General features: G+C 33.1%; 23 protein-coding genes and 2 tRNA genes. 16 read left to right on the plus strand and 9 right to left on the minus strand.

Annotated features, from left to right (window positions below; translation table 11 throughout):
* The first annotated feature begins 47 nt into the window (after positions 1-47).
* From Q1A73_RS00410 to Q1A73_RS00430, 5 genes are all read left to right on the plus strand, one after another.
* The gene (locus Q1A73_RS00410; protein WP_299600259.1) at positions 48-1,322 is read left to right on the plus strand and encodes a tyrosine-type recombinase/integrase; all 1,275 of its coding nucleotides are present in this window, start codon (positions 48-50) and stop codon (positions 1,320-1,322) included.
* Positions 1,323-2,672, plus strand: coding sequence for a hypothetical protein (locus Q1A73_RS00415; RefSeq protein WP_299600261.1), 1,350 nt, complete (start codon positions 1,323-1,325; stop codon positions 2,670-2,672).
* 83 nt (positions 2,673-2,755) lie between these two features.
* Positions 2,756-3,031: a helix-turn-helix domain-containing protein gene (locus Q1A73_RS00420; protein WP_299600263.1), complete on the plus strand. Its 276-nt coding sequence runs from the start codon at positions 2,756-2,758 to the stop codon at positions 3,029-3,031.
* A 34-nt stretch (positions 3,032-3,065) separates the two neighbouring features.
* Complete coding sequence (locus Q1A73_RS00425) at positions 3,066-4,121, plus strand: protein rep (RefSeq protein WP_299600266.1); 1,056 nt, start codon at positions 3,066-3,068, stop codon at positions 4,119-4,121.
* A 45-nt stretch (positions 4,122-4,166) separates the two neighbouring features.
* Positions 4,167-4,769: a hypothetical protein gene (locus Q1A73_RS00430; RefSeq protein WP_299600269.1), complete on the plus strand. Its 603-nt coding sequence runs from the start codon at positions 4,167-4,169 to the stop codon at positions 4,767-4,769.
* 23 nt (positions 4,770-4,792) lie between these two features.
* On the opposite strand, the gene Q1A73_RS00435 is transcribed toward Q1A73_RS00430, so the two are convergent.
* The 4 genes from Q1A73_RS00435 to tssD all read right to left on the minus strand — a co-directional run bounded on the left by Q1A73_RS00435 (position 4,793) and on the right by tssD (position 7,875).
* Positions 4,793-5,038, minus strand: coding sequence for a hypothetical protein (locus Q1A73_RS00435; protein WP_299600272.1), 246 nt, complete (start codon positions 5,036-5,038; stop codon positions 4,793-4,795).
* Positions 5,039-5,241: 203 nt separating this feature from the next.
* Complete coding sequence (locus Q1A73_RS00440; RefSeq protein WP_299600275.1) at positions 5,242-5,844, minus strand: hypothetical protein; 603 nt, start codon at positions 5,842-5,844, stop codon at positions 5,242-5,244.
* Positions 5,837-7,186 (minus strand): hypothetical protein, encoded by a 1,350-nt coding sequence (locus Q1A73_RS00445; RefSeq protein WP_299600277.1) that lies wholly within the window; start codon positions 7,184-7,186, stop codon positions 5,837-5,839. Before Q1A73_RS00445 ends, Q1A73_RS00440 begins: the two co-directional genes overlap by 8 nt.
* The gene (tssD, locus tag Q1A73_RS00450) at positions 7,186-7,875 is read right to left on the minus strand and encodes a type VI secretion system tube protein TssD (RefSeq protein WP_299600280.1); all 690 of its coding nucleotides are present in this window, start codon (positions 7,873-7,875) and stop codon (positions 7,186-7,188) included. Before tssD ends, Q1A73_RS00445 begins: the two co-directional genes overlap by 1 nt.
* 181 nt (positions 7,876-8,056) lie before the next feature.
* Here tssD and Q1A73_RS00455 point away from each other — a divergent pair, with 181 nt between their 5' ends.
* From Q1A73_RS00455 to Q1A73_RS00475, 5 genes are all read left to right on the plus strand, one after another.
* Positions 8,057-9,625, plus strand: coding sequence for a type I restriction-modification system subunit M (locus tag Q1A73_RS00455; protein ID WP_299600283.1), 1,569 nt, complete (start codon positions 8,057-8,059; stop codon positions 9,623-9,625).
* Positions 9,626-9,744: 119 nt separating this feature from the next.
* Positions 9,745-10,959, plus strand: coding sequence for a restriction endonuclease subunit S (locus Q1A73_RS00460; RefSeq protein WP_299600285.1), 1,215 nt, complete (start codon positions 9,745-9,747; stop codon positions 10,957-10,959).
* Between the two features lie 2 nt (positions 10,960-10,961).
* A complete protein-coding gene (locus Q1A73_RS00465) occupies positions 10,962-11,969 on the plus strand; it encodes a hypothetical protein (protein WP_299600287.1) in 1,008 nt (335 codons plus the stop codon).
* Positions 11,966-13,177, plus strand: a complete 1,212-nt coding sequence (locus tag Q1A73_RS00470; RefSeq protein WP_299600289.1) for a pentapeptide repeat-containing protein — start codon at positions 11,966-11,968, stop codon at positions 13,175-13,177. Before Q1A73_RS00465 ends, Q1A73_RS00470 begins: the two co-directional genes overlap by 4 nt.
* On the plus strand, positions 13,178-16,042 hold the full coding sequence (locus Q1A73_RS00475; RefSeq protein WP_299600291.1) for a type I restriction endonuclease subunit R: 2,865 nt from the start codon (positions 13,178-13,180) through the stop codon (positions 16,040-16,042).
* Between the two features lie 76 nt (positions 16,043-16,118).
* Here the strand turns inward: Q1A73_RS00475 and Q1A73_RS00480 are convergent.
* Positions 16,119-16,203 (minus strand) — tRNA-Ser (locus Q1A73_RS00480).
* 169 nt (positions 16,204-16,372) lie between these two features.
* Between Q1A73_RS00480 and Q1A73_RS00485 the strand changes: the two genes are divergently transcribed.
* Positions 16,373-17,410, plus strand: a complete 1,038-nt coding sequence (locus Q1A73_RS00485) for a M28 family metallopeptidase (protein WP_299600293.1) — start codon at positions 16,373-16,375, stop codon at positions 17,408-17,410.
* Between the two features lie 82 nt (positions 17,411-17,492).
* Here the strand turns inward: Q1A73_RS00485 and Q1A73_RS00490 are convergent.
* The 4 genes from Q1A73_RS00490 to Q1A73_RS00505 form a co-directional block, all read right to left on the minus strand.
* Positions 17,493-17,568 (minus strand) — tRNA-His (locus Q1A73_RS00490).
* A 59-nt stretch (positions 17,569-17,627) separates the two neighbouring features.
* Positions 17,628-18,344: a bacillithiol biosynthesis deacetylase BshB1 gene (bshB1, locus tag Q1A73_RS00495; protein ID WP_299600296.1), complete on the minus strand. Its 717-nt coding sequence runs from the start codon at positions 18,342-18,344 to the stop codon at positions 17,628-17,630.
* Position 18,345: 1 nt separating this feature from the next.
* Positions 18,346-19,515, minus strand: coding sequence for a PLP-dependent aspartate aminotransferase family protein (locus tag Q1A73_RS00500; RefSeq protein WP_299600298.1), 1,170 nt, complete (start codon positions 19,513-19,515; stop codon positions 18,346-18,348).
* Between the two features lie 102 nt (positions 19,516-19,617).
* Positions 19,618-21,861 carry a response regulator gene (locus Q1A73_RS00505; RefSeq protein ID WP_299600301.1) on the minus strand — a complete coding sequence of 748 codons (2,244 nt, stop codon included), beginning with the start codon at positions 21,859-21,861 and terminating at the stop codon, positions 19,618-19,620.
* A 277-nt stretch (positions 21,862-22,138) separates the two neighbouring features.
* Between Q1A73_RS00505 and Q1A73_RS00510 the strand changes: the two genes are divergently transcribed.
* The 5 genes from Q1A73_RS00510 to Q1A73_RS00530 all read left to right on the plus strand — a co-directional run bounded on the left by Q1A73_RS00510 (position 22,139) and on the right by Q1A73_RS00530 (position 24,681).
* The gene (locus Q1A73_RS00510; RefSeq protein ID WP_299600304.1) at positions 22,139-22,777 is read left to right on the plus strand and encodes a peroxiredoxin; all 639 of its coding nucleotides are present in this window, start codon (positions 22,139-22,141) and stop codon (positions 22,775-22,777) included.
* Positions 22,778-22,867: 90 nt separating this feature from the next.
* Positions 22,868-23,182: a thioredoxin family protein gene (locus tag Q1A73_RS00515; RefSeq protein WP_299600308.1), complete on the plus strand. Its 315-nt coding sequence runs from the start codon at positions 22,868-22,870 to the stop codon at positions 23,180-23,182.
* Positions 23,163-23,420 (plus strand): hypothetical protein, encoded by a 258-nt coding sequence (locus Q1A73_RS00520; RefSeq protein ID WP_299600312.1) that lies wholly within the window; start codon positions 23,163-23,165, stop codon positions 23,418-23,420. Before Q1A73_RS00515 ends, Q1A73_RS00520 begins: the two co-directional genes overlap by 20 nt.
* 384 nt (positions 23,421-23,804) lie before the next feature.
* Positions 23,805-24,305, plus strand: a complete 501-nt coding sequence (gene tpx / locus Q1A73_RS00525; protein ID WP_299600316.1) for a thiol peroxidase — start codon at positions 23,805-23,807, stop codon at positions 24,303-24,305.
* A gap of 7 nt (positions 24,306-24,312) precedes the next feature.
* A complete protein-coding gene (locus Q1A73_RS00530) occupies positions 24,313-24,681 on the plus strand; it encodes a diacylglycerol kinase family protein (protein ID WP_299600319.1) in 369 nt (122 codons plus the stop codon).
* Positions 24,682-24,716: the final 35 nt, after the last annotated feature.

Raw genomic sequence — 24,716 nt, forward strand, 5'->3', positions numbered from 1 at the left:
TAAATCATATCTTTACTGTCAACGATTCTGTCAACTGATGAAAAGTTATGAGAAGTACATTTAATCTTAAAGAACCTAAGAAAGACGGGGATACCCTAATACTGTTTTCTGCATATTTTAAGAATGAAGGACGTAAATTTGTCTACTCTACAGGAGAATTAATACATCCTAATGATTGGGATTTTGAAAATAAGCATCCCAAAAACCTCAACGGAAGAACTACCAAAGCAGAAAAGCTCCGAATCGTTAAGCGACAGTTAGATAGGTACTCTAATTTCTTTTCTGATGTAGTTGGTAACTATAAGTTGTCTAATCGAGAATTGATTATATCTAATATTAAGGATGAATTTGATATTGAGTTCAAAAGAACTAAAGCAATATCCAATAAGTTTTTCAGCGTATATGATTTGTTTTTGGAAATGAAGAAGAATGATTATACAGATGAAGCAAATTCTGAAACAACTATCAAGCGTTATGAGTACAATAAAAGGCTATTAGAGGATTATCAATCTTTCATAGGTAAGAAATTACATTTCAATCAAATAAATAATGCTTTCTATAATTCATTTGTAAGCTATTGCGTTAATGAGAAAAGACATTCAGCGAATACCTTAAGAAGAAATGTAGGATTGCTAAAGACTTTTCTGTATTGGGCTAATGAAAATGGGCATACGTATAAAATAGATTTTCAAAAATTCAAAGCTCCGAAAGCTCAGCAAACTGATGAGGTGGCGTTGACATTAGATCAGGTTCAAGAAGTATTTCAGTTCGATTTAACAAATAATCCCAGATTAGAAAAAGTAAGAGACTTATTTGTTTTTGGCTGCGCTACAGGAATGAGAATAAGTAATTACTCTAAGATTGAAAAGAAAGATATACAGGATGGATTTATCAAAGTAAGAGATCAAAAAAATATTGATAAGTCTCTGGAAATTCCATTGAACGACTTTTCGCTTTATCTATTAAAAAAATATGATTACAAACTTCCTAAAATCTCAAATCAAAAATTCAATGATTATATCAAGGAAGTATTTGAGTTGATGGGGTATCATCAGAAAATAAAGAAGACCATAAAAATAGGGAAGGAGCTAGTGGAGCAAATCACGCCAATGTATGAGCGAATTTCATCACATACGGCACGCAGAAGCTTTATTACGATAATGAAAAATAAGAAGATACCTGATAAGGTGATTATGGGGTATACAGGACATCGGAGCTTAGAAGTGTTTAATAAGTACTATAAGCCTAATAATGATGATAAGAAAGATTTTATGCAAACTGTGTGGAAACTGGAGGAAACTCCATTAAAGAAAGTGAATTAGATGATGAAAGGGGTAAAAAGTACTTTTTATGTTGATAAAGTAGAGGAGATTGATGTTTGTGATGAAAGTATAGTTGTTTTTACTGGTGGTTTTTATGAAAAACCTTATCCAGTGATAAAGCCTGAAACAGATCACAATTTGGAAAACTGTAATAGTTGCAGAAAGCATCATGAATTATTAGTTAAAGAGTTTAAAGAACAATTGAATGTTTTTCCAAACTGTTGTACAAGACATTCAAAGTTGAATGAATTAAATGATTTTAATATTAATGATTATGAAGATGCACCACTTTGGGCTGCTGATAAAATTATGTTTAGTTATCATCAAATAATTCAACATATTGATAGTGATAATTGGTATGAAGAAATAACGAATTATATTGATTATTGTATTTTGAGTTATGGCTGTCTTCCTCCAAAATATGGTCTTGCATTTGAATTAGGAAATTATTTTTCATGCTTACTTCATTTGATAAAACCTAAACTGGGTAACCTTAGATCCACCGATATTTCAGTAAAATTAATTGATAAAAGATTAAATAAAGTTATTAGTTATCTAGAATCTTACTTTGAAAATCAAGAGCAGAAGAGTAAAAACATTAATTTACTTCTTTCCACTTATAACGATTGGTATAAATTATTTCCATTTGAGTTGAGTTATTTTAAACATTTAAAGGAGAAATTTAAACTAACATTACCAATTTTCAACAGTAGAAAAAGGTATAATAGTTATTTGAAAACAACCGTAAGAGAATTGCATACTAAGGAAAGTCTTATAAAGTTTTTGACCGATACTACATCTTCTATTATTTCAAATATTAATGGTTTTTATCTTTTTGAGAATGGCAAACTAAGTAATACTGAAAAAATTCAATTAGATTTAATCTTGGCAAATAGGAAATTGGAACTGGATGAAATTAATTTATCTGTCAACAAGACTAAATATGAATATATAAAGACTCTTAAAAAATGGTTCAAGACCGAAAAACAATTTTTAAAAGAAATAGAACCACTCATAAATAAAAAGCCAGAACGCGAAAATACAAATACTAGTAGACCAAACAGAACAGATATAGCGTATTGTATATTTTACCTTAGTGAGACTAAAACGTTACTCTTAGAAAACCCATTCCCGTCAGATAAAGCTTGGAAAGAGATCGGAGAGAAGTACGATAGGAATTGGAAAAATATACAAACGACATATAACGTAGTTTGTTTGGATAGAAATGAGAGATTGAAAAAGAAGAAAAAACGAAATTTAAGTTACGTGGTTGAAAATATGCTTCAGGATTGCCAAGAAGCATTAAAATTAGCAAAAGATGAGCTTAAATTAATAGAATTAAACTCGTAGTACCTACTACATAGTAACTATTGAGAGTACTACTATAGCATAAAAAATAAATTGCACCTGTTGAATCAGAAAATACAGGAGCAATGAGTAATCCATTTGAGACAATCAATCAGAGATTGTCAAACATCGAAAGTCTTTTATTGGAAATAAAGCATAAACCAATAGAGGAAGAAAAACCAGAAAATCTTACCGTAAAAGAAACTGCTGAGCTTTTGAAGGTATCAGAACAATCTGTACACAATTATATCAAAAGAGGGTTTCTTCCTGCTCAAAAAGTAGGTAGAATCTTATTGATAAAAAGAACTGATGTAGAAGATTCTCTAAAGGAGGTTAAGTCGCTGAAATACAAAAGGGCTTAACCTTTTTTTTATCCATATCAAATGAGTTTTGCAGATGAGAAATATCTATACATTAGCACAAGATGGGACAGCCTACAATACCGATATTACCAAAAGTGTTGTAATTAAAGGAGTCGGAACAGATTTAAAAAATAATCCTTCATTGTTAAAAAGAGCAAATAAAAAAGTAATTACCAACGCTCTTGTTATGGCATTAGTTGATGTAGCAAAGGAGTGTGATGATAAAGATTGGATAAAAAAATATTGGAATACCTATCATTGTCAAAATAAGTTCATCAGTTATAAGGATAAAGTATATACTGATTTATGCAAGAACAGATGGTGCTCAACTTGCAATGGAATAAGAAAGGCTGAGTTGCTAAATAAATATTATTCAGAATTAATTAAATGGGAAGAACCTCATCTATTAACCCTTACGCTAAGAACTGTCAAGGCTAATCAATTGGCTCCAAGAATAGATGAGATGGTAAGGGCGTTCACAAGAATTAAAGATAGATGTAATAAGAGGAATAGAAGGGGGAAAGGAATGAAAATTAAAGGTATTAAATCTTTAGAATGTAATTTCAATGCTACCAGTAGGTGGTATAATCCACATTATCATATTATTACACCAAATAGACAAACAGCTTTGTATATTAAACAGGAATGGAAGAAGGAGTGGAATAAGAATGGTGAATATAATGCTGCGGAGAAAGGTCAAGATGTATCTAAAATCAGAAATGTAGAAAAGGGATTAATTGAAGTTATTAAATACGGAGCTAAAATGTTAAGTGATCCAGATCCCAATAAAAAGAGAAGGAGAACGAGAGGAGATTTAAACGGATTAAGCATTTATGCAAAAGGGCTACATGTTATTTACAAGGCTTTTGAACACCGTCAGTTATTTAAAAGTTTTGGTTTTAAACTAAAAGATATGGAGATTGAAAATAGCACTACCGCTCAGTCAGTTGGGGATTATGAATTATGGAAATATAGAATCGATAAAATGGATTGGGTTAATGAAAGTACTGGTGAATATTTGACCGATTATGAACTAGACGTTAAATTAGAGTATCTCCTTCAGAATTCAATAGATACCAGTTTATATTAATTAGAGTTAATCTGTATTTTAGATATAACAATAATTCTATTAACCATGAAACAGAAAATATCTATAAAGAGAATTCTTATTGACCTTATTTCAATTCAACCACAAATAAAGGAATACTATAAAAATGATGATACCTATAAAGAGGTGGTAGATTTTATTTGCGCCAAGGACTATTTTAATGATGATGACTTACCTTATCCCACATTAAAAGAAGTTGAGGTTGGAACAGGTTTATCCAGTCAAAAGGTTAGAAAACTATTAAAAGAAATGTATGAAGACCTTTTTGATTACGAAACTGGGCATATTTTTAGTTTTCCTTCTATTGAAATCTATGTTAATGCAGAGTATCTGAAAAATTGGGCTTCTTTTAGATGTGATAATTTACAGTATATTCCTAGAGAAGGGGAGACGGTAAAGTTTTCATTTCTAAAAGCTAAAATCAATATTGAATATTTTTATGTACACAAAGTTGAGCATACATTTCATTGCAATAAGCAAGTTATTGATATCTGGTTAAAAGGAGGATCATATAATTCTTATTGGAGTTTTCGATTGGATAAAGCATTAGCGACTGGAGAAATCGGATTTGGAGAGCTTCATAGTTTACATGATTTTGAAATTGAGGAAAGATTAGGTATACGCCATTAATGCTGAATTTGAAAACTTTTAGTTTATCTAGTACAATTTCTAATGGATTCATAAAATCTTTTGTACTCTTCATGTGTTACTAACGCACCATTTTTATCCAGTTGAATTGTTTTGTTCTTTAAGAAATTAACAAAAAAGATTTTTTTAATTGCATAATCGCGGAATACAAATTGAATATTACTGTTGTCATTGATCATTGAACTATCATAATTAAAGGAAAAAACTCCATCAAAATTCCCATAAGAGTTAACACATATAGAATCGTTCATGGTTAGTTTGATAGCTACTAAATCGGTTGTGGTAGAATCGTTATGAATAACCTTACCTGTAATAAATTCATTACCAATTTATTTGTAATCATCTTGGATTTCAATAGTCTCTTCAATTTTCTCAATTGGTGGAGGATCAATTGTTGTATTATTTTTACATGAAGTGAGGCTACATATGATAATTATGAATAATAACCTCATCTTTAGTCCTCTGATGAAATTAGTTTACCATTTTTATAAACTTCTTTAGTTACTTCTTCAATAGTAGTATCCTTTATGATCCAAACACCATCTTTTTTGTCCTTTTTATATTGTCCTTTAATATGAATACCAGACAAGTTGTCTTCACTAGAATAAGCACCAGATTTTAATCCATTTTTATAGTTGATATTTTCGTGAGTGTCATTTTCACTTATTTCCCAATAACCGTGCTTTTTGTCTTTTTTGTAATATCCCTGTTTTGAATACGTATGGTTATCAGTTTCAAAGTAATATCCGTCTTTTTTTCCTTTGCAATAGTTGGTGACATTAGCAAGAAACATGATTCCTAGTCCTTTCATAAAAGTTAGTGCCTCACCATGTTTTTTGTTGTTTTTGTACGCTATTGTTTTTATGAATGCTACTGTACCGTCTGGAAGTTGCTTTTTAGTATAATATCTACCATCTGGTAGCCCTTTAGTAGTATCACTTACGATATCATTAAATTCAAAATCAATTAAAGTAGTAAAACGCTCTGGGAATTTGTTTTGAGAATATCCTTGTAGCGTAACTACTAAAATTAAAAGAAATGTGATCTTTTTAACCATGGTATTGTTTTATTTCTTCTCTCATTATATCCCATTGCCATTTGTTGAATGCAACAGGATTTGAATTATAATAGTCCATAAAATTGTCAGTTCCAGATTGCTTAAATTTAAACTCATTATTCTCTACAATACTATTCAATTGATCAATTTGTCTTTGTAAAATATCAATATATTCAGAACTGGTTATTACTTGTCCTTCATATCGAATTTTAACGTTTTCTTTAGTACGATACTCTTCAATTTTAGCCTTTCTACTTGCAATTAGTCTGTCATATTTAGCCTTAGTTCCCTCTTCGAAAGAATGTAACAAACCTAATAAGTGACCAAGCTCATGAACAAATGTTGATTTTGCATTGATACCTATTTGATCGGGAGCAACTACTATTGAGTCTGATTCTTTGGGATACACTGCTGCATGTCCTCCTTGTCTACCATCAGGGGGAATTGCACTTAAGTAATATACAGCACCTCTAAAATTAGGATTTTGCTGTTTGAATAACTCATCTATTGTTTTACGAAAATCATGTTTTTCCTCATAAAATCTAGGAATATTTCCTCCAGAATCCATCAACACTCCTTTTTCTTTTAAATCTTCAACATCCAAAATTATTTCTGAAACGTTATCTAATGTTACATTTATCAATGCTTGGTTTAAAGATTTCTTAGATAATAGTTCAATTATTTTATTTTCATTAAATCCATTAAAAGTACGGTCGTTGTATGTATTATTTGGTTCATTCCCTTTAACTCTAACAAAATGAACAGATAAGTCTAAAACCTCATCATTTTTTATCACAATAATCTCCCCAACTACATTATCATTCTTATCCAATAGCTCAATACTTGTATCTTGGCTTAATGTATTTTCACAAATAACTTTTACCTCGGTTCGACTTATAGAAGAAACGTCTCCATCATAACCTTTGGCTTTTTCACCATCGACTGCTTCTTGTTCCTTTTGCAAATCTTTAAGAGATATTTCATTTGGTTCAAATTTTATACCATCCTTAGCAGGAAATTTTATAATATCATCTTTACGAGCTTTTCCTTCGAGGACTTCTAGCTTTAAATTGAATACAACATCATCTTGATTTGGCAACATACTCAAATATGGTACGAAATATTCTGAACCATTAATTTGAGCATCTTTGTATTCTTTTTTTAGTTCTTCGTAATTATTAGAAATCTCACTATAATTCTCACGCATCCAGTCAAAGCCAAATTCACCATCATAGTCTTTTTTACGCTCAAAATGAACCGTAAACGTAATATCTTCCACAACCTCTATACTAGCGGTTTTAGTGATTCCTGCAACTTGTAATTTAAAAGTGTTTGTTCCCATTAGTTTTGTTGCTTTATTACTTCTAGTTCAATTTTTTCAAGGTTACTAGAGATTTCATAATCGGTTAGGGTATCATTAAATAGTATTTCACCATTGTATTTAAAGTCTACCGTTTGATCATCTAGATTAATTGTCAATTTCTCACCGATTAGATTTCTTGAATCAATATTTAGTAAAATAGTTTCTCCAACCACAGTTTCTTCTATTCTTTTATTATTAGTATCAGTGATATAATACTCTACAATTCTTGGTTGATTATCTGATTCTTCGTTGTTAGAAACCGCTGCGGTATTTGGGTAGGTGACTCTCCAGTATTCTGAGAACTCCGCAGTGCCTTCTTTCATTCCAGCTGAGGTAATATTTAGATTAATGGTCATTGGATTTTCACTATCGCTAGTAAATTGCTCCGCATAATCAACACAACAAGCATCAATAAACTCTAAAGTTCTTCCTTTACCGTTAAGGGCTCTAGGTTCTACACGTATTTTTAGTTGCTTAGACATAAATGGATCTACCATCCATTCTAACAACTCTGCATCTTTTGTAGATTCTATGATCACAGATAACCCTGCGAATTGAGGTTTGGAAGATGGGTTTCCATTATAATCACTTTCTTGTTTAAAAGTGTATGAAAAATCAAGAATATTAATTTCTTGATCATCAAAGAGCAGTTTTGCTGTAAAACTCATATATGGCTAAGTATAAAAAAGTACAAATATAAATGTATATCTGTGATCTATGTATACGGTAAAACCTTACTATGTATTGTTTTTATGAATAAAAAAGAAGAAATTATAGTTTGGGGAAAAAATATTCTTGTAAAAGTTGGTGTTAAAATGGTATTTTTAGCGTTGAAAATAAATACGATCAATGTCAGAAGAACAAAAACAACTCCTACAGCGTAAACTCTGGGAAATAGCAAACCTCCTAAGAGGTAAAATGAATCCAGATGATTACCGCGATTACATACTAGGATTCATATTTTTTAAGTATCTATCTGAAAAACAGGAGCTTTATGCAAATCAACTACTTGAAGGTGAGGAAGTTACTGATTTCACACAAGTAACTGATGCTGAAACACTTGATGCAATCCGTGAAGAGTCGCTTATCAAATTAGGGTACTACCTCAAACCTGAAGAGTTATTTGCAGCAGTAGCTAGCAAAGGAAGCTCAAAGGTAGAAGGAGAAAGCACGTACATACTTGATGACCTTCAAGAAATCCTAAGACATATCGAGCAAAGCACGATGGACAGCGAGTCTCAAGATGATTTTGAAGCACTTTTTGAAGACTTAGACCTAACCTCAACAAAGCTAGGGCGTACCGTAGGTGCAAGAAACGAAATTATCGTAAAGATTATCAATGCTTTAGATGAAATCGATTTTAGATTAGAAGATATCGAGAGCGATGTATTAGGTGATGCGTATGAGTTTCTAATCGGTAAATTTGCAGCTGGAGCTGGTAAAACCGCTGGGGAATTCTATACACCTCAACAGGTATCTACCATACTAGCAAAAATTGTAACTACAGGAAAAACCAAAGTAAAATCAGTATATGACCCAACCTGTGGTTCGGGTTCGTTACTGTTACGTGTAGCCAAAGAAGCAGACGTGAGCGAGTTCTACGGTCAGGAATTAAACCGTACCACCTACAACCTCGCACGTATGAATATGATACTGCACGATGTGCATTATCGTCAGTTTGATATACGTCAGGAAAACACACTAGAAGAACCGCAGCACCTAGAGTATCGTTTTGAGGCGATTGTGGCAAATCCACCGTTTTCAGCACATTGGAAAGGGAATAAAAATCCACTCAATAGTACAGACGAACGTTTCAGTCAGTTCGGGAAGCTAGCACCTAACACAAAGGCAGATTATGCATTTGTAACGCATATGTATTACCAGCTAGCAGATAATGGCACAATGGCGTGTGTATTGCCTCACGGTGTCCTATATCGTGGCGCAGCAGAACACGTAATACGCAAGTACCTCATCGAGGAACTTAACGCACTAGATGCCGTTATAGGTTTACCAGCCAATATATTTTACGGTACATCCATTCCTACCTGTATTCTGGTACTCAAAAAATGCCGTGAGGCAAATGATACCATAATGTTTATTGATGCCAGTGGTGAAGACCATTACGAAAAGGTAAAGAACCAGAACGAACTGCGAGAGCAGGACGTTATGGAAATTGTAGAAACCTACCGAAATAGAACCGAGAAGGGCAAATACAGCAGCGTAGTCACTATACAAGAAATACGTGATAACGATTACAACCTCAATATGCCTCGTTATGTAGATACGTTTGAAGATGAGGTTATCATTAATCTAGATGAAGTGACAGCAAGACTCAAAAATATAGATGTACAACTAGCCGAAGTAGATGAAGAAATCGCAGGCTATTGTGAAGAATTAAATATCGCAACGCCTTTTTAGATGAAGTATAACAACTATTTGGGCGTGACCTTATCAGGTCGGGCTATCCACTATATTTTTTGTTCGCATACTCACAAAAGGATGCCGTTTCTATCCCTCACGCAAAAAACCAGCTCGCTATGTCAGAACAACTAAAGCCAGAGCTGCGTTTTCCTGAGTTTGATGGAGATTGGGGCGAGACAACGTTCGATTCTCATTATTCATTCAAACCCACAAATTCACTTTCTAGGGATAAACTTAACTATGAAGCTGGAACAGTAAAGAATATTCATTACGGAGACATACATACAGAATTTGACCTATTATTTGACGTAACAATAGAAAAAGTACCATTCATAAATGATGACGTTAATATTGATAACATCGATGATGAAAATTATGTGCAAAAAGGTGATTTAGTCATTGCAGATGCTTCAGAAGATTATGCTGATATTGGAAAAGCTATCGAGGTAATAAACACAAACAATGAACGCCTTTTAGCAGGTTTACACACTTTTCTTGCAAGAAGAGAAGATGATGAGGTTGCTGAAGGTTTCTTTGCATTTTTACTGAATACCTACAAAGCAAGGTATGAGATAATGCGTATAGCACAAGGAACTAAAGTACTTGGTTTGTCTAAAAATAGACTAGGTGAAATACCGCTATACATACCAGAACCAGCAGAACAACAAAAAATAGCCAATTTCCTCAAAGCTATAGATAAACGCATCAAACTACTCAAAGCCAAAAAAGATGCCTTAGAAGATTACAAAACCAGCATAATGCAAAAGCTATTTTCACAAGAAATACGCTTTAAGCAAGATGATGGTAGTGATTTTCCAGAGTGGCAAGAGAAAACATTGTCGGAGGTGTTAGATTATCGACAGCCTACACCATATTTAGTGAACTCTACCGAGTATGATGACAAATATGAAACACCAGTGTTAACGGCTGGTAAAACTTTCATTTTAGGATATACAGATGAAACTGAGGGTATTTTTGAAGAAGAGTTACCTACGATAATTTTTGATGACTTTACAACAGCTTATAAGTACGTAGATTTTCGATTTAAGGCAAAATCGTCTGCAATGAAAATGCTTGTAAAAAAAGATGACACTGTTAATATTAAGTTTGTTTTTGAAGCAATGTCCAGAATAAACTTTCCTTTAGGTGAGCATAAACGTTACTGGATTTCAGAGTTTCAAAATGAGAAAATTCCATATCCTGATATATCTGAGCAGAATAAAATATCAAGATTTGTCGAAAACATTGACACCAAAATTGTGGCAATTGTAAGTTCAATCGAAAATATTAATGATTTCAAAACTGCTTGTCTTCAAAAAATGTTTGTGTAGTTATGGAAAACGTAAAGAATTTAATAAAACTACATTATAAAAGTCATCCAGATTTTCAATATTATCAATTACATATAGAAAAGATTGAGGAAAACAGACGTGAAAATCCAGATATTGCAATAGAAACCTGTAAGTCACTCATAGAAGGAGTTTCAAAAACAATACTCAATAATTTAGATGTAACCTTTGATGAAAAGCGAGAAACAACAGGTAGAAATCCTCGTTCCGTACAATGGTTTTTTAAAGAAGCCTTAAAAAAGATTTCAGATAACTCAGAAGATTTTGAAAGTGGTTTTGTTCAAGCCAGTGGACAAATCATAAATATCACGCAAAGTATCAGGACGGAAAGAGGGGACATCTCACACGGTAAGTCAGTGCCTAAATTAGTTGAAAGCACACCAGAGTTTGCTGATATGATAGTGAATATGACAAACTTAATAGTGTCATACACGTTGAAGCATTATTTTGAAATAGACCAAGAAAGTGATGGAGAACTCGATTATTACAGTGAAAAATTAGAGGGTTATAACACTTGGTTGGATGATTCACAGCCTGATTTTCCTATTGCTAAAGCTACATATAGTAAGGTATTGTATGATAATGATTATGATGAGTACGAGAATAGGTATTCAGATGAATATTTAAGAAGTACAGAGGAGCTGCAAGAAGAGAAGGAAGATAAACCGAAAGAGGAACAGGGTACAAAATCAAAAGTAGACGAAGAAAATCTGAAAATTTTAAGTAGCAATTTTAATGAAGATTCGTTTTGGACAGCTAAACGCTTAGAGATGTTGAAAGGACTAACTGATAATTATCAATTTAATTTCTTGGAGTCTAAAAATGTTATAGCTGAATACCTTTTTACTGACAAAGACCCTTTACCTGATGAAGCTATAAAAATCTTAAAGGAAAGACCTAGCTTTAAGGAGCGTAAAGAAAAAATTGGGTTTGCTATATCACGGATTAAAATGATTGCAGGGATGCTATCGCAAAACGACGAAGAAGAATGAGTAAGCAACCAATAAATACAGATGAAGAATTTGAAACAGCGTTTAGGCACAATGAGTTAAATGATTGTGATATAAACGTAAGTGTTACTCTACCATATAGCACTGCTGCTTTAAGAAACGACCATATTTATAAAAAATCTGTAGAGATTATTGATTCTAATTTCAACGTTGAATTGCTTTTAAATACCTGCGGACCGATGACTAATGATGATGGCAAGGTCTTACATAATACTGTATTTGAATTCATTGATTGCCATTTTTATGGTGATATTGTAGCTGAAGAGTCTACACTAGATTGTAAAGTGAAATTCCGCAATTGTCACTTTCACGGTGACGTCAATTTCCGTAACACTACTTTCAAGGATTTAGCAGATTTTTGGAAATGTACTTTTTATAAGCCTACTACATTTTACAAAACAGATTTTTTAAGCACTGTTGTCTTTTCTGCATCCACATTTAAAGAGAATGCCCTGTTTACATATACTTTGATTGATAAGCTAATGATTTTACGTGGTACAAATCCAGAAAAAGGGTTTGACCTATCACTAGCCATCATTGCAGGTCAAATAAGCGTTTATGATTTTAAAATGGATGACTACAATTCATTTGGAAAAATCTATAAAGAGACGAATAAAGCTATAGAAGCAGACAAAAGTCTTGAGTATAACGATGCGTATGAGAAAATATATGATGCAGCTGTTACAACTGGACATATCATACCTATTGAGAACAAGAGGGAAACATACCGCATACTCAAAAGTCAACTAGAGTCTCAGAAAAACTTTATAGATGCCGTACCATACAGAGTGATGGAAAACAAAACACTTTTGAAAGAGTCTTGGAAAAAGCTAGTAAACGGTCATACATTCAGCAGACCAATATCGAATATTATAGTATTGTCGCTTAATGCGATATCCAACTGGTTCGGTCAATCCTACATTTTAGCATTCATATTCACTGCAAGCATCGGAGGTTTATTTTTCACTTGGATGCTTTCCTATATAGGAAACTTTGAGCTTACTACTGACATCTCAAAATGGCAATGGCAATACTTTGTCCAATACTTAAACCCAACGCACAGATTTGATTTTATGAAAGCGGTAGATGAAAGTCCTAGTCAAGGTTTTTACATTTTAGATTTCGTAGGACGAATTTTTATAGGTTATGGTATCTATCAAATCATACAAGCATTTAGGAAATACAAATAGATGACAACACAACCAGAACAAATATTAGAAAACAACCTAGTTACACAGCTAGTTGCACTAGGCTACAAAAAGGTCGAGTTAGTCGATGAGGTTTCTATGTTGTCCAATTTAAAAGCGCAACTAGAAAAGCATAATAAAGTCACATTATCGGAGCAAGATTTTAAGCAAATACTTAATTACATCAACAAAGGGTCAATTTTTGACCGTGCAAAAATTCTACGTGACCGTGTACCCTACGTAAATGACAAGGGAGAGAACAAAACCATAGAACTCATCAACCAGATACATTGGTGTAGAAACCAGTATCAGGTGACACAGCAAGTCACTATAGAAGGAAAATACAAGAACCGTTACGATGTTACGATTCTGATAAACGGTTTGCCGTTAGTGCAAATTGAGCTTAAACGTAGAGGTTTAGAACTCAAAGAAGCCTTTAATCAGATTAACCGCTACGAGCGTCACAGTTTTGGAGCTGGTGCTGGTTTGTTTCAGTTTATACAGTTGTTTGTAATAAGCAACGGAGTAAATACGAAGTACTACGCAAACAGTCCTATTAAAGCTCGTTCGTTTAAACAAACATTTTACTGGACAGATACTAAAAACAAACTCATCACACAGCTCGCAGACTTTTCTGAGATATTCCTAGAGCCGTGTCACGTATCAAAAATGATATGTAAGTATGTTGTGATGAATGAGTCGGGACGTTACTTAATGGTATTACGTCCGTATCAGTTTTACGCAGTAGAAGTCATTATTGATACCGTTAAAACCACAACTAAAAACGGTTACGTCTGGCACACCACTGGTTCAGGTAAGACTTTGACATCGTTTAAGACAAGTCAGATACTTACACAAATGCCACAAGTACACAAAGTGGTTTTTGTGGTAGACAGGAAGGATTTAGATTATCAGACTACCAAAGAGTTTAATAGTTTCAGTAAAGGCAGCATTGACGGTACAAATGATACCTCAACATTAGTAAAGCAATTAACTGGAGATTCTAAGCTGATAGTAACTACTATACAGAAGCTCAATACCGCAGTCACCAAGTCACGCCATATAAAAAAAATGGAATCGCTAAGAGACAAGCGTGTCGTATTCATTTTTGATGAGTGTCACCGTTCGCAATTTGGTAAAACACACGAAGCGATTAAAGGATTTTTCGAGAATAGTCAGATGTTTGGCTTTACAGGTACACCAATCTTTGAACCAAACGCAGGAAAGAACGAATACGGCAAGCGTACCACTGCAATGTTATTCAACAAAGATTTGCACAAGTATGTAATTACTGATGCCATTCGTGACGAGAACGTACTAAAATTCTCAGTTGAGTATATCCAAACATTCAAAAAGAAAGACGGTATTCAGGATATCGAGGTAGAAGCGATTGATGAGAAGGAAGTAATGGAAGCACCTGAACGTTTGGATGCTATTACTAACTATATCATAGCAAACCATAATAGAAAAACTCACAGTCGAGAGTTCACAGCAATATTTTGTGTGAGTAACGTTGATACCTTAATCAAGTACTACAACCTATTTCAACAGAAAAAGGAAGCTGGAGAACACAATTTACGCATAGCAACGATTTTCTCGTACCAAGCAAATGAAGAAGATAGTGAAGCGGTTGGTGACACATGGACAGATGAAGAGTTTTCAATGGCAGCTGAACCATCAGCAAAATATGGAACAGCTGAAAAAAACCAGCACGCGAGAGAACACTTAGAAGGTTTTATCGGTGACTATAATAAAATGTTTGGTACGAACTACAGTACAAAAGATTCACGGTCATTCTATAACTACTACAATGACATCGCAAAGCGAGTAAAGCACAAGCAGGTAGATATTTTACTGGTGGTCAATATGTTTCTTACAGGTTTTGATAGTAAGGCACTCAACACTATTTACGTAGACAAAAATTTAAAGTACCACGGTTTAATACAGGCGTATTCTAGAACCAATAGGGTTTTAAACGAACTGAAGTCACAGGGAAATATCGTTGCATTTAGAAACCTAAAAGAAAACACGGATGAAGCCATTAGCCTGTTCTCTAACATAAATGCTAAGGATGAAATCATAATGCAGCCCTACGAAGAGTACGTTGAGAAGATGAACGCAGCTTTTATTGCATTGTTACAAATCGCACCTACAGTCAACAGTGTGAACAATTTAAAGGACGAAGAGGAAGAGCTGGCTTTTGCGAAAGCATTTAGAGAGCTAATGCGTTTAAAAAACATTCTAGGCACATTTACTGAGTTTACGTTTGATGACCTCAGTGTAAACGAACAAACGTTTGAAGATTACAAAAGCAAGTATCTGGATTTATACGATAAAGTAAAGAGCCACGATGCAAAAGAAAAAGTGTCCATACTTCAGGATATAGATTTTGAGCTGGAGCTAATACACCGTGATGAGATTAATGTTGCATATATTTTAAAACTACTAGCAAAACTAAAGGATGCAACACCAGAGGATAAAGAACAGCAGGAAAAAGCCATTTACGATATTATTGCAGGAGACACAAAGCTCAGAAGCAAGCGAGAACTTATAGAGAAGTTTATAAACCAACACTTACCACTAATTGAAGATTCTGAAGATATAAGTGATGAGTTTGCAAGCTTTATCAGTCTAGAAAAATTGAGAGCAATAAAAGACCTCAGCGAGAAAGAAGACCTAGATGCCACCAAACTAGAAAAGGTCATTGGTGATTATTTATTTACGGAAAAGAAGCCTTTACGTGATGATATTGTGGATTTGATGAATCAAAGACCAAGTTTGAAAGAACGAAAAGCAAAATCCGAAAGAGTGACTTCAAAAATCCTAAATTTCGTTGAAACGTTTATATCAGGTATTTCTCAATCCTAAATTCTTAAGAACTGTCAACGATTTTGTCAACTAAAAAACAAAAGCCTTGTAAATCATATGATTACAAGGCTTTTTGCGGAGAAAGAGGGATTCGAACCCCCGGAGGTGTGACCCTCAACAGTTTTCAAGACTGCCGCATTCGACCACTCTGCCATTTCTCCAGTGTTTAGTCTCATCAGGTATTCCCTGAATGCGGGTGCAAATATAACAACCTTTTTTAAATCTATAAAAGTTTTTTTAAATAAATTTTGAAGGTTTTTTTTATGAAAACATTGATAAAATCATCTGCTGCTAAATCTGTATATTGCATAGTGTTATAAAAAGAAATAAATGAGAAGTATTTTAATCGTTATTTTAGGCTTAGTATTTTTATATTCCTGTGGAAGCTCACAAAAATCATCTAACAAGCCTGGTAATAACAAAAAAGCAGATATCATATCGTATGCAGAGACAATAACTTCAGATGAACTTCAGAAGTATTTATACAAATTTGCAGGGGATGAATTTGAAGGTAGAGATACAGGAGAACCTGGGCAAAAGAGGGCGGCAGAGTATTTAAAAAAGCAGTATATGAGAATGGGAATTCCTTCTCCACTTGGAGGAGAAGATTATTTCCAGGAAATAGATGAAAGTTATTTTAGAGGAAGAATTAAATCATCTGAAAATGTTTTAGCGTATATAAAAGGAACTGAAAAGCCTGATGAAATAGTAGTAATTTCTGCACATTATGATCATGTAGGGGTCGATTCTAATGGAAATATATATAATGGAGCTGATGACGATGGATCAGGTACTGTAAGTATTTTGGAAATAGCTCAGGCTTTTGCGAAAGCAGTAAAGGATGGTCATGGTCCTAAAAGAACTATATTATTCTTGCACGTAACAGGAGAGGAAAAAGGGTTGTACGGATCTAGCTATTATACCGAGAATCCAGTTTTTCCACTAGAAAAGACTGTTGCTAATCTTAATATCGATATGATTGGTCGAATTGATGAAAATCATAAGAGTCCAGAAAAGAATAATTATATCTATTTAATAGGTAGTGATAGGTTGAGTACAGAGTTGCATAATTTAAGTGAAGAGATAAATAAGGAGTTTACTCAATTAGACCTAGACTATACCTACAACGCTAAGGATGATCCGAATAGATTTTATTACCGAAGTGATCATTATAATTTTGCAAAGAATAATATTCCTATCATCTTTTATTTTAATGGTGTTCATGAGGATTATCACGAGCCAACGGATACGGCAGACAAAATAGAATACGATCTGATGACAAAACGGGCTAAACTAATTTTTTATACAGCCTGGGAGATTGCTAATAAAGAAGAAAGATTAATTGTTGATGGTATTGGCAAAGAATAGAATCAGGAAAAGCTAAGTCTTGCGATATGTAATATAAAACGAAAAAGACTCCGTAGTAGTTACGGAGTCTTTCTTTTTAAAAGGGTGGAAGATCGGTCTCGAACCGACGACCTCCTGAACCACAATCAGGCGCTCTAACCAACTGAGCTACAACCACCATTTAATTTCGGCTGCAAAAATAAGGTATTTCTTTGTTTCTGCAAAGAAAAAAATGAAATTATATAAGGTCAAATATGGAATCTACTGCGGCATAGCGTTCTACAGTATAACCTTCTGCATGATCTACTCCGATGATTCTACCTAAATCAGCAGCTCTATAGCGAATACTTTCCATAAAATTCCTACTAGAAATTGGAGTAGAAGGCGCTTTGCTATCTGCATCATAAAACTGAGTTTTATAGGCCATTACACTTTCCATTTTTTTATCTAAATATCCAGTGATATCTACTACAAAATCTGGTTCCAATATTTTCCATTGGATATAGTGATATACTTTTTTAGGTCTCCAAGCATCTTGCTTCGTTCCTTCTAAAGATGTTTCTATTTTGCGTAATCCTGATAAAAAGCACGAATCACTAACTAATTTGCTTCCTTTACCATGATCTATATGACGATCATCAATAGCATTACAAAGCACTATTTCTGGTTGGTATTTACGTATGATTTGGATAATAGCAAGTTGATGTGCTTCATCATTTTTAAAAAAACCATCTCTAAACCCTAGATTTTCTCGAACAGTTACTCCTAGAATTTCTGCAGCATCCTTTGCTTCTTGATCTCTAGTTTCTGGAGTTCCTCGAGTTCCGAGTTCTCCACGTGTAAGATCTAGAATACCTACTTTTTTACCATGATCAATTTCTTTGGCAAGGGTTCCTGAGCAACTTAGTTCTACATCATCAGGATGCGCTCCAATAGCTAGTATGTCTAGTTTCATATTAATGTTCTAATTCTAAGACTTTAATTTTTTGAAGTGCTTGTTCAATATCCATCATCAAATCTTCTTTTTCTTCAATACCAACACTAAACCTTAGCAACCCATCATTTATTCCTTGGTGCTTTCTTTCTTCTGCAGTTAATAAAGCATGAGAAGTTAGTGTAGGGGAGAGTATGGTACTTTCTACTCCAGCAAGACTCATGGAACTTTTTATAAGCTTTAGTTCTTTCTGAAATTTACTAGCATCTAATCCTTCTTTTAATTCAAATGATAGCATTCCACCAAATCCTTTCATCTGTCTTTTTGCTATTTCATAGTCAGGATGTGATTTTAAACCAGGATAATATACCGCTTGGATATCGTCATGTTTTTCTAACCATTTGGCTAGTTTTTTCGCATTTTTATTTTGTTGTCTCACCCGAAGTCCTAAAGTCTTTATGCTTCTTTCTAACATCCATACCGTAAAATCACTTAAACTTCCGCCAAGATTCTTAGCTAACTGAAAAATTTGTTCGATATTTTTTTCGGAAGAAACTACAGCTCCAGCAAGAATATCGCTATGTCCTCCTAGATATTTTGTAGCAGAATGAATTACAATGTCGATACCTAATTCTATAGGGTTTTGATTAACAGGAGAAGCAAAGGTATTGTCTATCATCGTAATAATACCCTTTTCCTTTGCTAGTGCTGCTATTGCTTTTATGTCTGTTATGGTCAATAATGGGTTAGAAGGAGTTTCTATATAAATTACTTTAGTGTTGTCTTGGATTTTTTCTTCGAACCCTGTCACGTCCTGACTATCGACATAAGAGTATTCAATACCATATTTGCTAAATTCTTCATTAACCAAATTAGCAGTGCCTCCATAAAGTGTTCTTTGTAATACGATATGATCATCTTTGCTTAAAAAAGCAAGTAAAGCAGTACTAATAGCTGCCATTCCGCTTCCGAAAATAAGTGATGATTCACCTTTTTCAAGTTTTGCTATTTTTTTACAAAGCGCTTCTTGATTTGGAGTATTAAAATAGCGTGGATATCTTTTAATATCTACATCTTCAAAAGCGTAAGATGTAGAGAGGTAAATAGGAGAAATCGCTCCTTTGAATTGTTTATCTTCTATTTCGCCCACATGGGTGCAAATAGTATTAAAACCAGTGTCTTTTGAGTTCATGTTAGTGTTCTAAGCTTAAATTGAGCTCTAAAAATACTATATAAAAGATTAAAGAGAATAAGCTTTAACAGAATAAGTTAATAAATAAGAAAAGAACTAGAATTAATTGATGTATTTTACTTTGGAAATGTTCTTCATGATTGTTTGGAAGAATTGCTGAGTATCGTAAGGTTTAATGATCACATCATTCATACCTACTGATAAAGCTTGATCTCTAATCTCACCTTCTTCAACTGCTGTAAGTGCTATGATTGGGATATGAGTATTAAAGGTTCTTATAACAGTGGTAGCATCTAAACCATTCATTTCGGGCATGTTTATGTCCATAAGAACTAAGTCAAATGCATTTGTTTTCACCATCTCAATAGCTTTCATACCATTGCTCGCCAGATCACAAGTATACCCCTTTTTCTTAAGAATATTTTGAGTGACGATTTGATTGATTTTGTTATCATCAACGATAAGAATATTAAAATTGGTAGTTCCAATACTGATACTTTCTCCCGTTTGAGAAGAGATGTCTTTTTCTTTTACAGCTTTTTCATACACTAAATCAAACGTAAATTCAGAGCCAACACCTTCTTCACTATCAATAAAAATTTCACTCTTATGCAGATGGATAAGCTTTTTCACGATCGCTAGTCCTAGACCAGTACCTTCGTATTCTTGATTCTCATTTTTTACCTGAGCAAAGTTTTCAAAAATAGTAGCTTGCTTGCTTTTTGGTATCCCAATACCGTCATCTTTAATGATAAAACGTAAATTGTAATTATCTCCTTCAGATGCTTGGCTTTTTACTTTGATCCAAATATTCCCATTATTAGTGAACTTTAAAGCGTTACCGATCAGATTTATCAATATCTGAGATAGTCTTACAGAATCACCAAGTAATGTAGTTTTAATGTTTCTATCAATATCAATATGAACAGTATTGTTATTGTTTTTTTGTTTTGAATGGAGGGAGTTTACAATTCCCTCTATTAAAGACCTAAGATCAAAGGAAACTTTTTCTAGTTTTACTTCATTAGTTTCTATCTTACTTAATTGAAGCACATCATTAATCAGCGCAAGCAAATAATCCCCAGAAAATTTTAAAGATTCTAAATATTCATTTTTCTTCTTTTCTTCTGGGTTTTCCATAAGTAATGAAGTAAGACCAATAACCCCATAAAGAGGTGTTCTTAGTTCATGACTTACAGTAGAGATAAACTGAGATTTAAGTGTGGAAACTTGTTCTGCAGTTTCTTTTGCGTTCACCAACTCCTTATTTTTCTCTATAAGATCATAATTAAGCTTCTTCTTTTGTAAATTGTTTTTGTAAGAACTGATTAAGAAAGCTAGAGAAATTAATATTAGTACTACTCCAAGTATGGTAATGATTTGCCATTTGATTTCTTTAGAATAGTTTTTTGCATCCTTTTCATCAGCTTTTTTTACCTTATCCTTCATTCGATTTACATCGAACTCAATCTCCGCTTTGATCAGTTCTATTTTTCTGGTAATTGCTTCGGATTTTTTTTGGTTTTCGTAATGTTTTTCTAGGTACGGAATGGCTTTTTCAAATTCCTTTTTAGCCCTGTAAACTCTATGTTTTGTGTAATATGCAGTGGCAAGTTCTTGATAAGAGTTAGAAATTACTAGTTCGTTATTTTCAATATTATTTATTTCACTACTAGCGTAGGATACAGCATTATCAATGTGTTCGTCTGCTCTTTCATATCTGCGTACCCTTAGGAAATATTTTCCTAACAAATTACTTAATTTGATTTTTTGACTTGGAGCTAAATCAAAATTGGACCCTATTAATGCTCTTACTTTTGTTAGGTATTTATCACTCGTTTGGTAATCTCTATTATCAATATAGTGTTCTGCAAGTGTTAACCAAGGTTTAATAATTTTTGTAGTATCATTAATCTCTTTGGCTATTTTAGAACTTTCTGTAAGATGATTGATACCATTCTGTACTTTGTTATCATTCTTCAGATATAATTTTCCAAGATTATAAGTTATTTTTGCCTGTACTTCTTTGCTTTTTGAAGTAGAAGCATAGGTTATAGCAGTTATATAATTGGTAATCGCTTCGCTATCCTGGCTATTTAGCTCATGTATCTTTCCGATTAGAAAGCGTATTTTTGCTCTACTTCTATCATCGTTATTGTAGGTAGCGCTTTTTAAAGCAACCTGTACTTTTTCTAAAGCCTGTTGATACTTAAATTCTTCCAAGAACAATTCTGCTTGTTCTATATGGATTTGAATACTATCTCTATCTAGAGATGATTGTGCTACTGTGCCAATGTAAATACAAGTAAAAAATAAATAGATTATATGTTTTGTAAAGTTCTTCAACTTTTTGGTTTAGAGGCTAATTATATGCAGCGAAAATACAAAAATAGATCTAACAATGTGCAAATCATCGTATAAAAAGAACAATTTATCCGTAATTTATGTAAGGTATTTTGTTTTTTTGTAAGAATTTTTGAAGTATTGTTAGAAAGATACTTGTGTATTAGAAAAAACTATATGAATATAAAAAAATCTAATTATCGTATCCTTTATATATGTATAGGCAGCGTATATTTGCCACTTCAAAAATTAATTAATTACTTTTTAAATTAACAAAAAAATGGCATTTGTAGGTAAAAAATTCCCAGATCTTAACGTTGACGCAATGAATGAAATGGGAGATACTTTCAAACTAAACGTATTGGAAGAGGCAAAAAATAACAACAAAAAGGTACTTTTATTCTGGTACCCTAAAGATTTTACTTTTGTTTGTCCAACGGAATTACACGCATTTCAGGAGGCTTTAGTAGAATTTGAAAAAAGAAATACAATTGTAATTGGTGCTTCTTGTGATACTCCTGAAGTTCATTTTGCATGGTTAAACACTTCTAAAGACAACGGAGGTATAGAAGGTGTAACATATCCTATTTTAGCAGATTCTAATCGTAACCTAGCGAGTACATTAGGAATTTTAGATATCACTAATGAAACGTACAATGAAGAAACAGGTGTTGTAACTGTAGAAGGAGATAACGTTACCTACAGAGCTACATATTTAATTGATGAAGAAGGAACTGTTTTTCATGAAGGGATCAACCATATGCCAGTAGGAAGAAATGTAGCAGAGTTTTTAAGATTGATCGATGCTTATGCTCATGTACAGAAAAACGGAGAAGTATGTCCTGCGAATTGGGAAGAAGGTAAAGAAGCAATGTCTGCAAATAGAGATGGAGTAGCTTCTTATTTAGCTTCTCACTAAGAACTTAGATCAAAATAGTTTTAGAAGAAACTTCTCTAAATACTAAAAGTAGTAAAGAGAAGTTTCTGTTTTACACGAAAAAAATAGATTATGATTCAAGAATTAACAGCGGATAATCTTTCTGAATTAGTACAAGCTAATGATAAAGTTATCGTTCAGTATTCTGCTACATGGTGCGGTAATTGTAGAATTATGAAGCCAAAATTTAAAAAATTAGCTTCTGAAAATGAAGATGCTACTTTTGTAATTGTTGATGCAGAAAAAAATCCAGAATCCAGAAAAATGGCCACGGTAGATAACCTGCCAACGTTTGCTACTTTTAAAAATGGAGATTTTGTGAATCAGGTACAGACAAATAAGTTTGAAGTTTTAAAAGATTTAGTAAATGAAGTTACCAATAATTAAACATTTAACGTCTTTTATAGAGGAGAATGATGAGGATTTTGTTGTGGAAGCAATAGAAACTTTGGAAGCACTTACAGAAGTTCCTTCCTTAAAGGATGAGGAGCTAGATGTAATAGGAGAGCTTATTTCTAATATGTATGGTGCCATTGAAGTCAATAAAATGGTTAAAGAAGGTACTCCAAAAAAGGAAGCTCTAAATGGTTTTATGCAACGAGTTATGGGATCTATCGATACTTAAAATATTCCTAATCATATGTGCTCAAGCGATTATATTTTATAAAAAAGCCGAAACAATATTGTTTCGGCTTTTTTATAAAATACTTTTTTACAGATTTTAATTTGATATTACTTATGCCTAATTCTTAATGAATTTTAAGTTTCCTTTTTTAATTTTTGAAAGATTTAAAATACATTTTGTTTAGGAATTTGAACATCTGAGAAATAAGTAACCAATAATAATGTGAAGGTTAACATAATATTTTTCTCATGACGATTAAGGTTTGTTTATTTTAAAAACATTTATCCTCTTTAAAACCCTAAAAATTTTTTTATTTCTTGGTTAATGTGTAAACTTGAAGTAGAAATAAATCGGCTTAAATCTAAAGTTAAAAACACATAAAAAATGGCTACAATCACATTAGGAGGAAACGAGATACACACCAGTGGTGAACTTCCAAAAGTAGGAGAAAAAGCTCCAGATTTCGCATTGGTAAATACTGATTTATCAGTAGCAAAATTATCAGATTATGAAGGATCTAGGGTAGTACTTAATGTTTTTCCTTCGATAGACACAGATGTATGTGCTACATCGGTAAGACAATTTAATCAACAAGCTAGTCAATTAGAGAATACTAAAGTACTGTGTATTTCCAAAGATTTACCTTTTGCACAAAAAAGATTTTGTGGAGCAGAAGGATTGGAAGGAGTCATCAATCAATCTGATTTTAGAGAAGGTAAATTTGGTAAAGATTATGGTTTAGAAATCGTTGATGGACCTTTACAAGGATTGCACTCTAGAGCGGTTATAGTGCTTGATGAAAAAGGTACTGTGGTGTATACAGAACAAGTTCCAGAGATTGCTCAAGAGCCTAATTACGAAAATGCTCTAAAAAAATTGGCATAATCATTATATGAGTAATTTCTCAAAGTTTATACTTGGCAGAATACGAGGATGTGGATATGCACTAAAAGGTGCATTGATTTTGATTAAAACAGAACCAAGTATTCAGGTACAGGCTGTCATAGCAATTATTATGACAGCCTTAGGTTTTTATATGAATATCACCGCGACCGAATGGATATTACAAACTTTTGCGATTGGATTGGTTATGAGTATTGAAGGATTAAATACCACAGTAGAAGCAATCGCAGATTTTATTCATCCAGATTTTCATAATAAAATAGGTTTTATTAAGGATATCGCGGCTGGAGCTGTTTTTATAGCGGCGATTACAGCAGTAATTATAGGAGGTGTCATCTATATACCTTACTTGTTATAGAAAATTTTTTTTCCATTTTTACGTTCCAATATAGA

The organism is uncultured Aquimarina sp. (assembly GCF_947492115.1).
GTDB lineage: Bacteria > Bacteroidota > Bacteroidia > Flavobacteriales > Flavobacteriaceae > Aquimarina.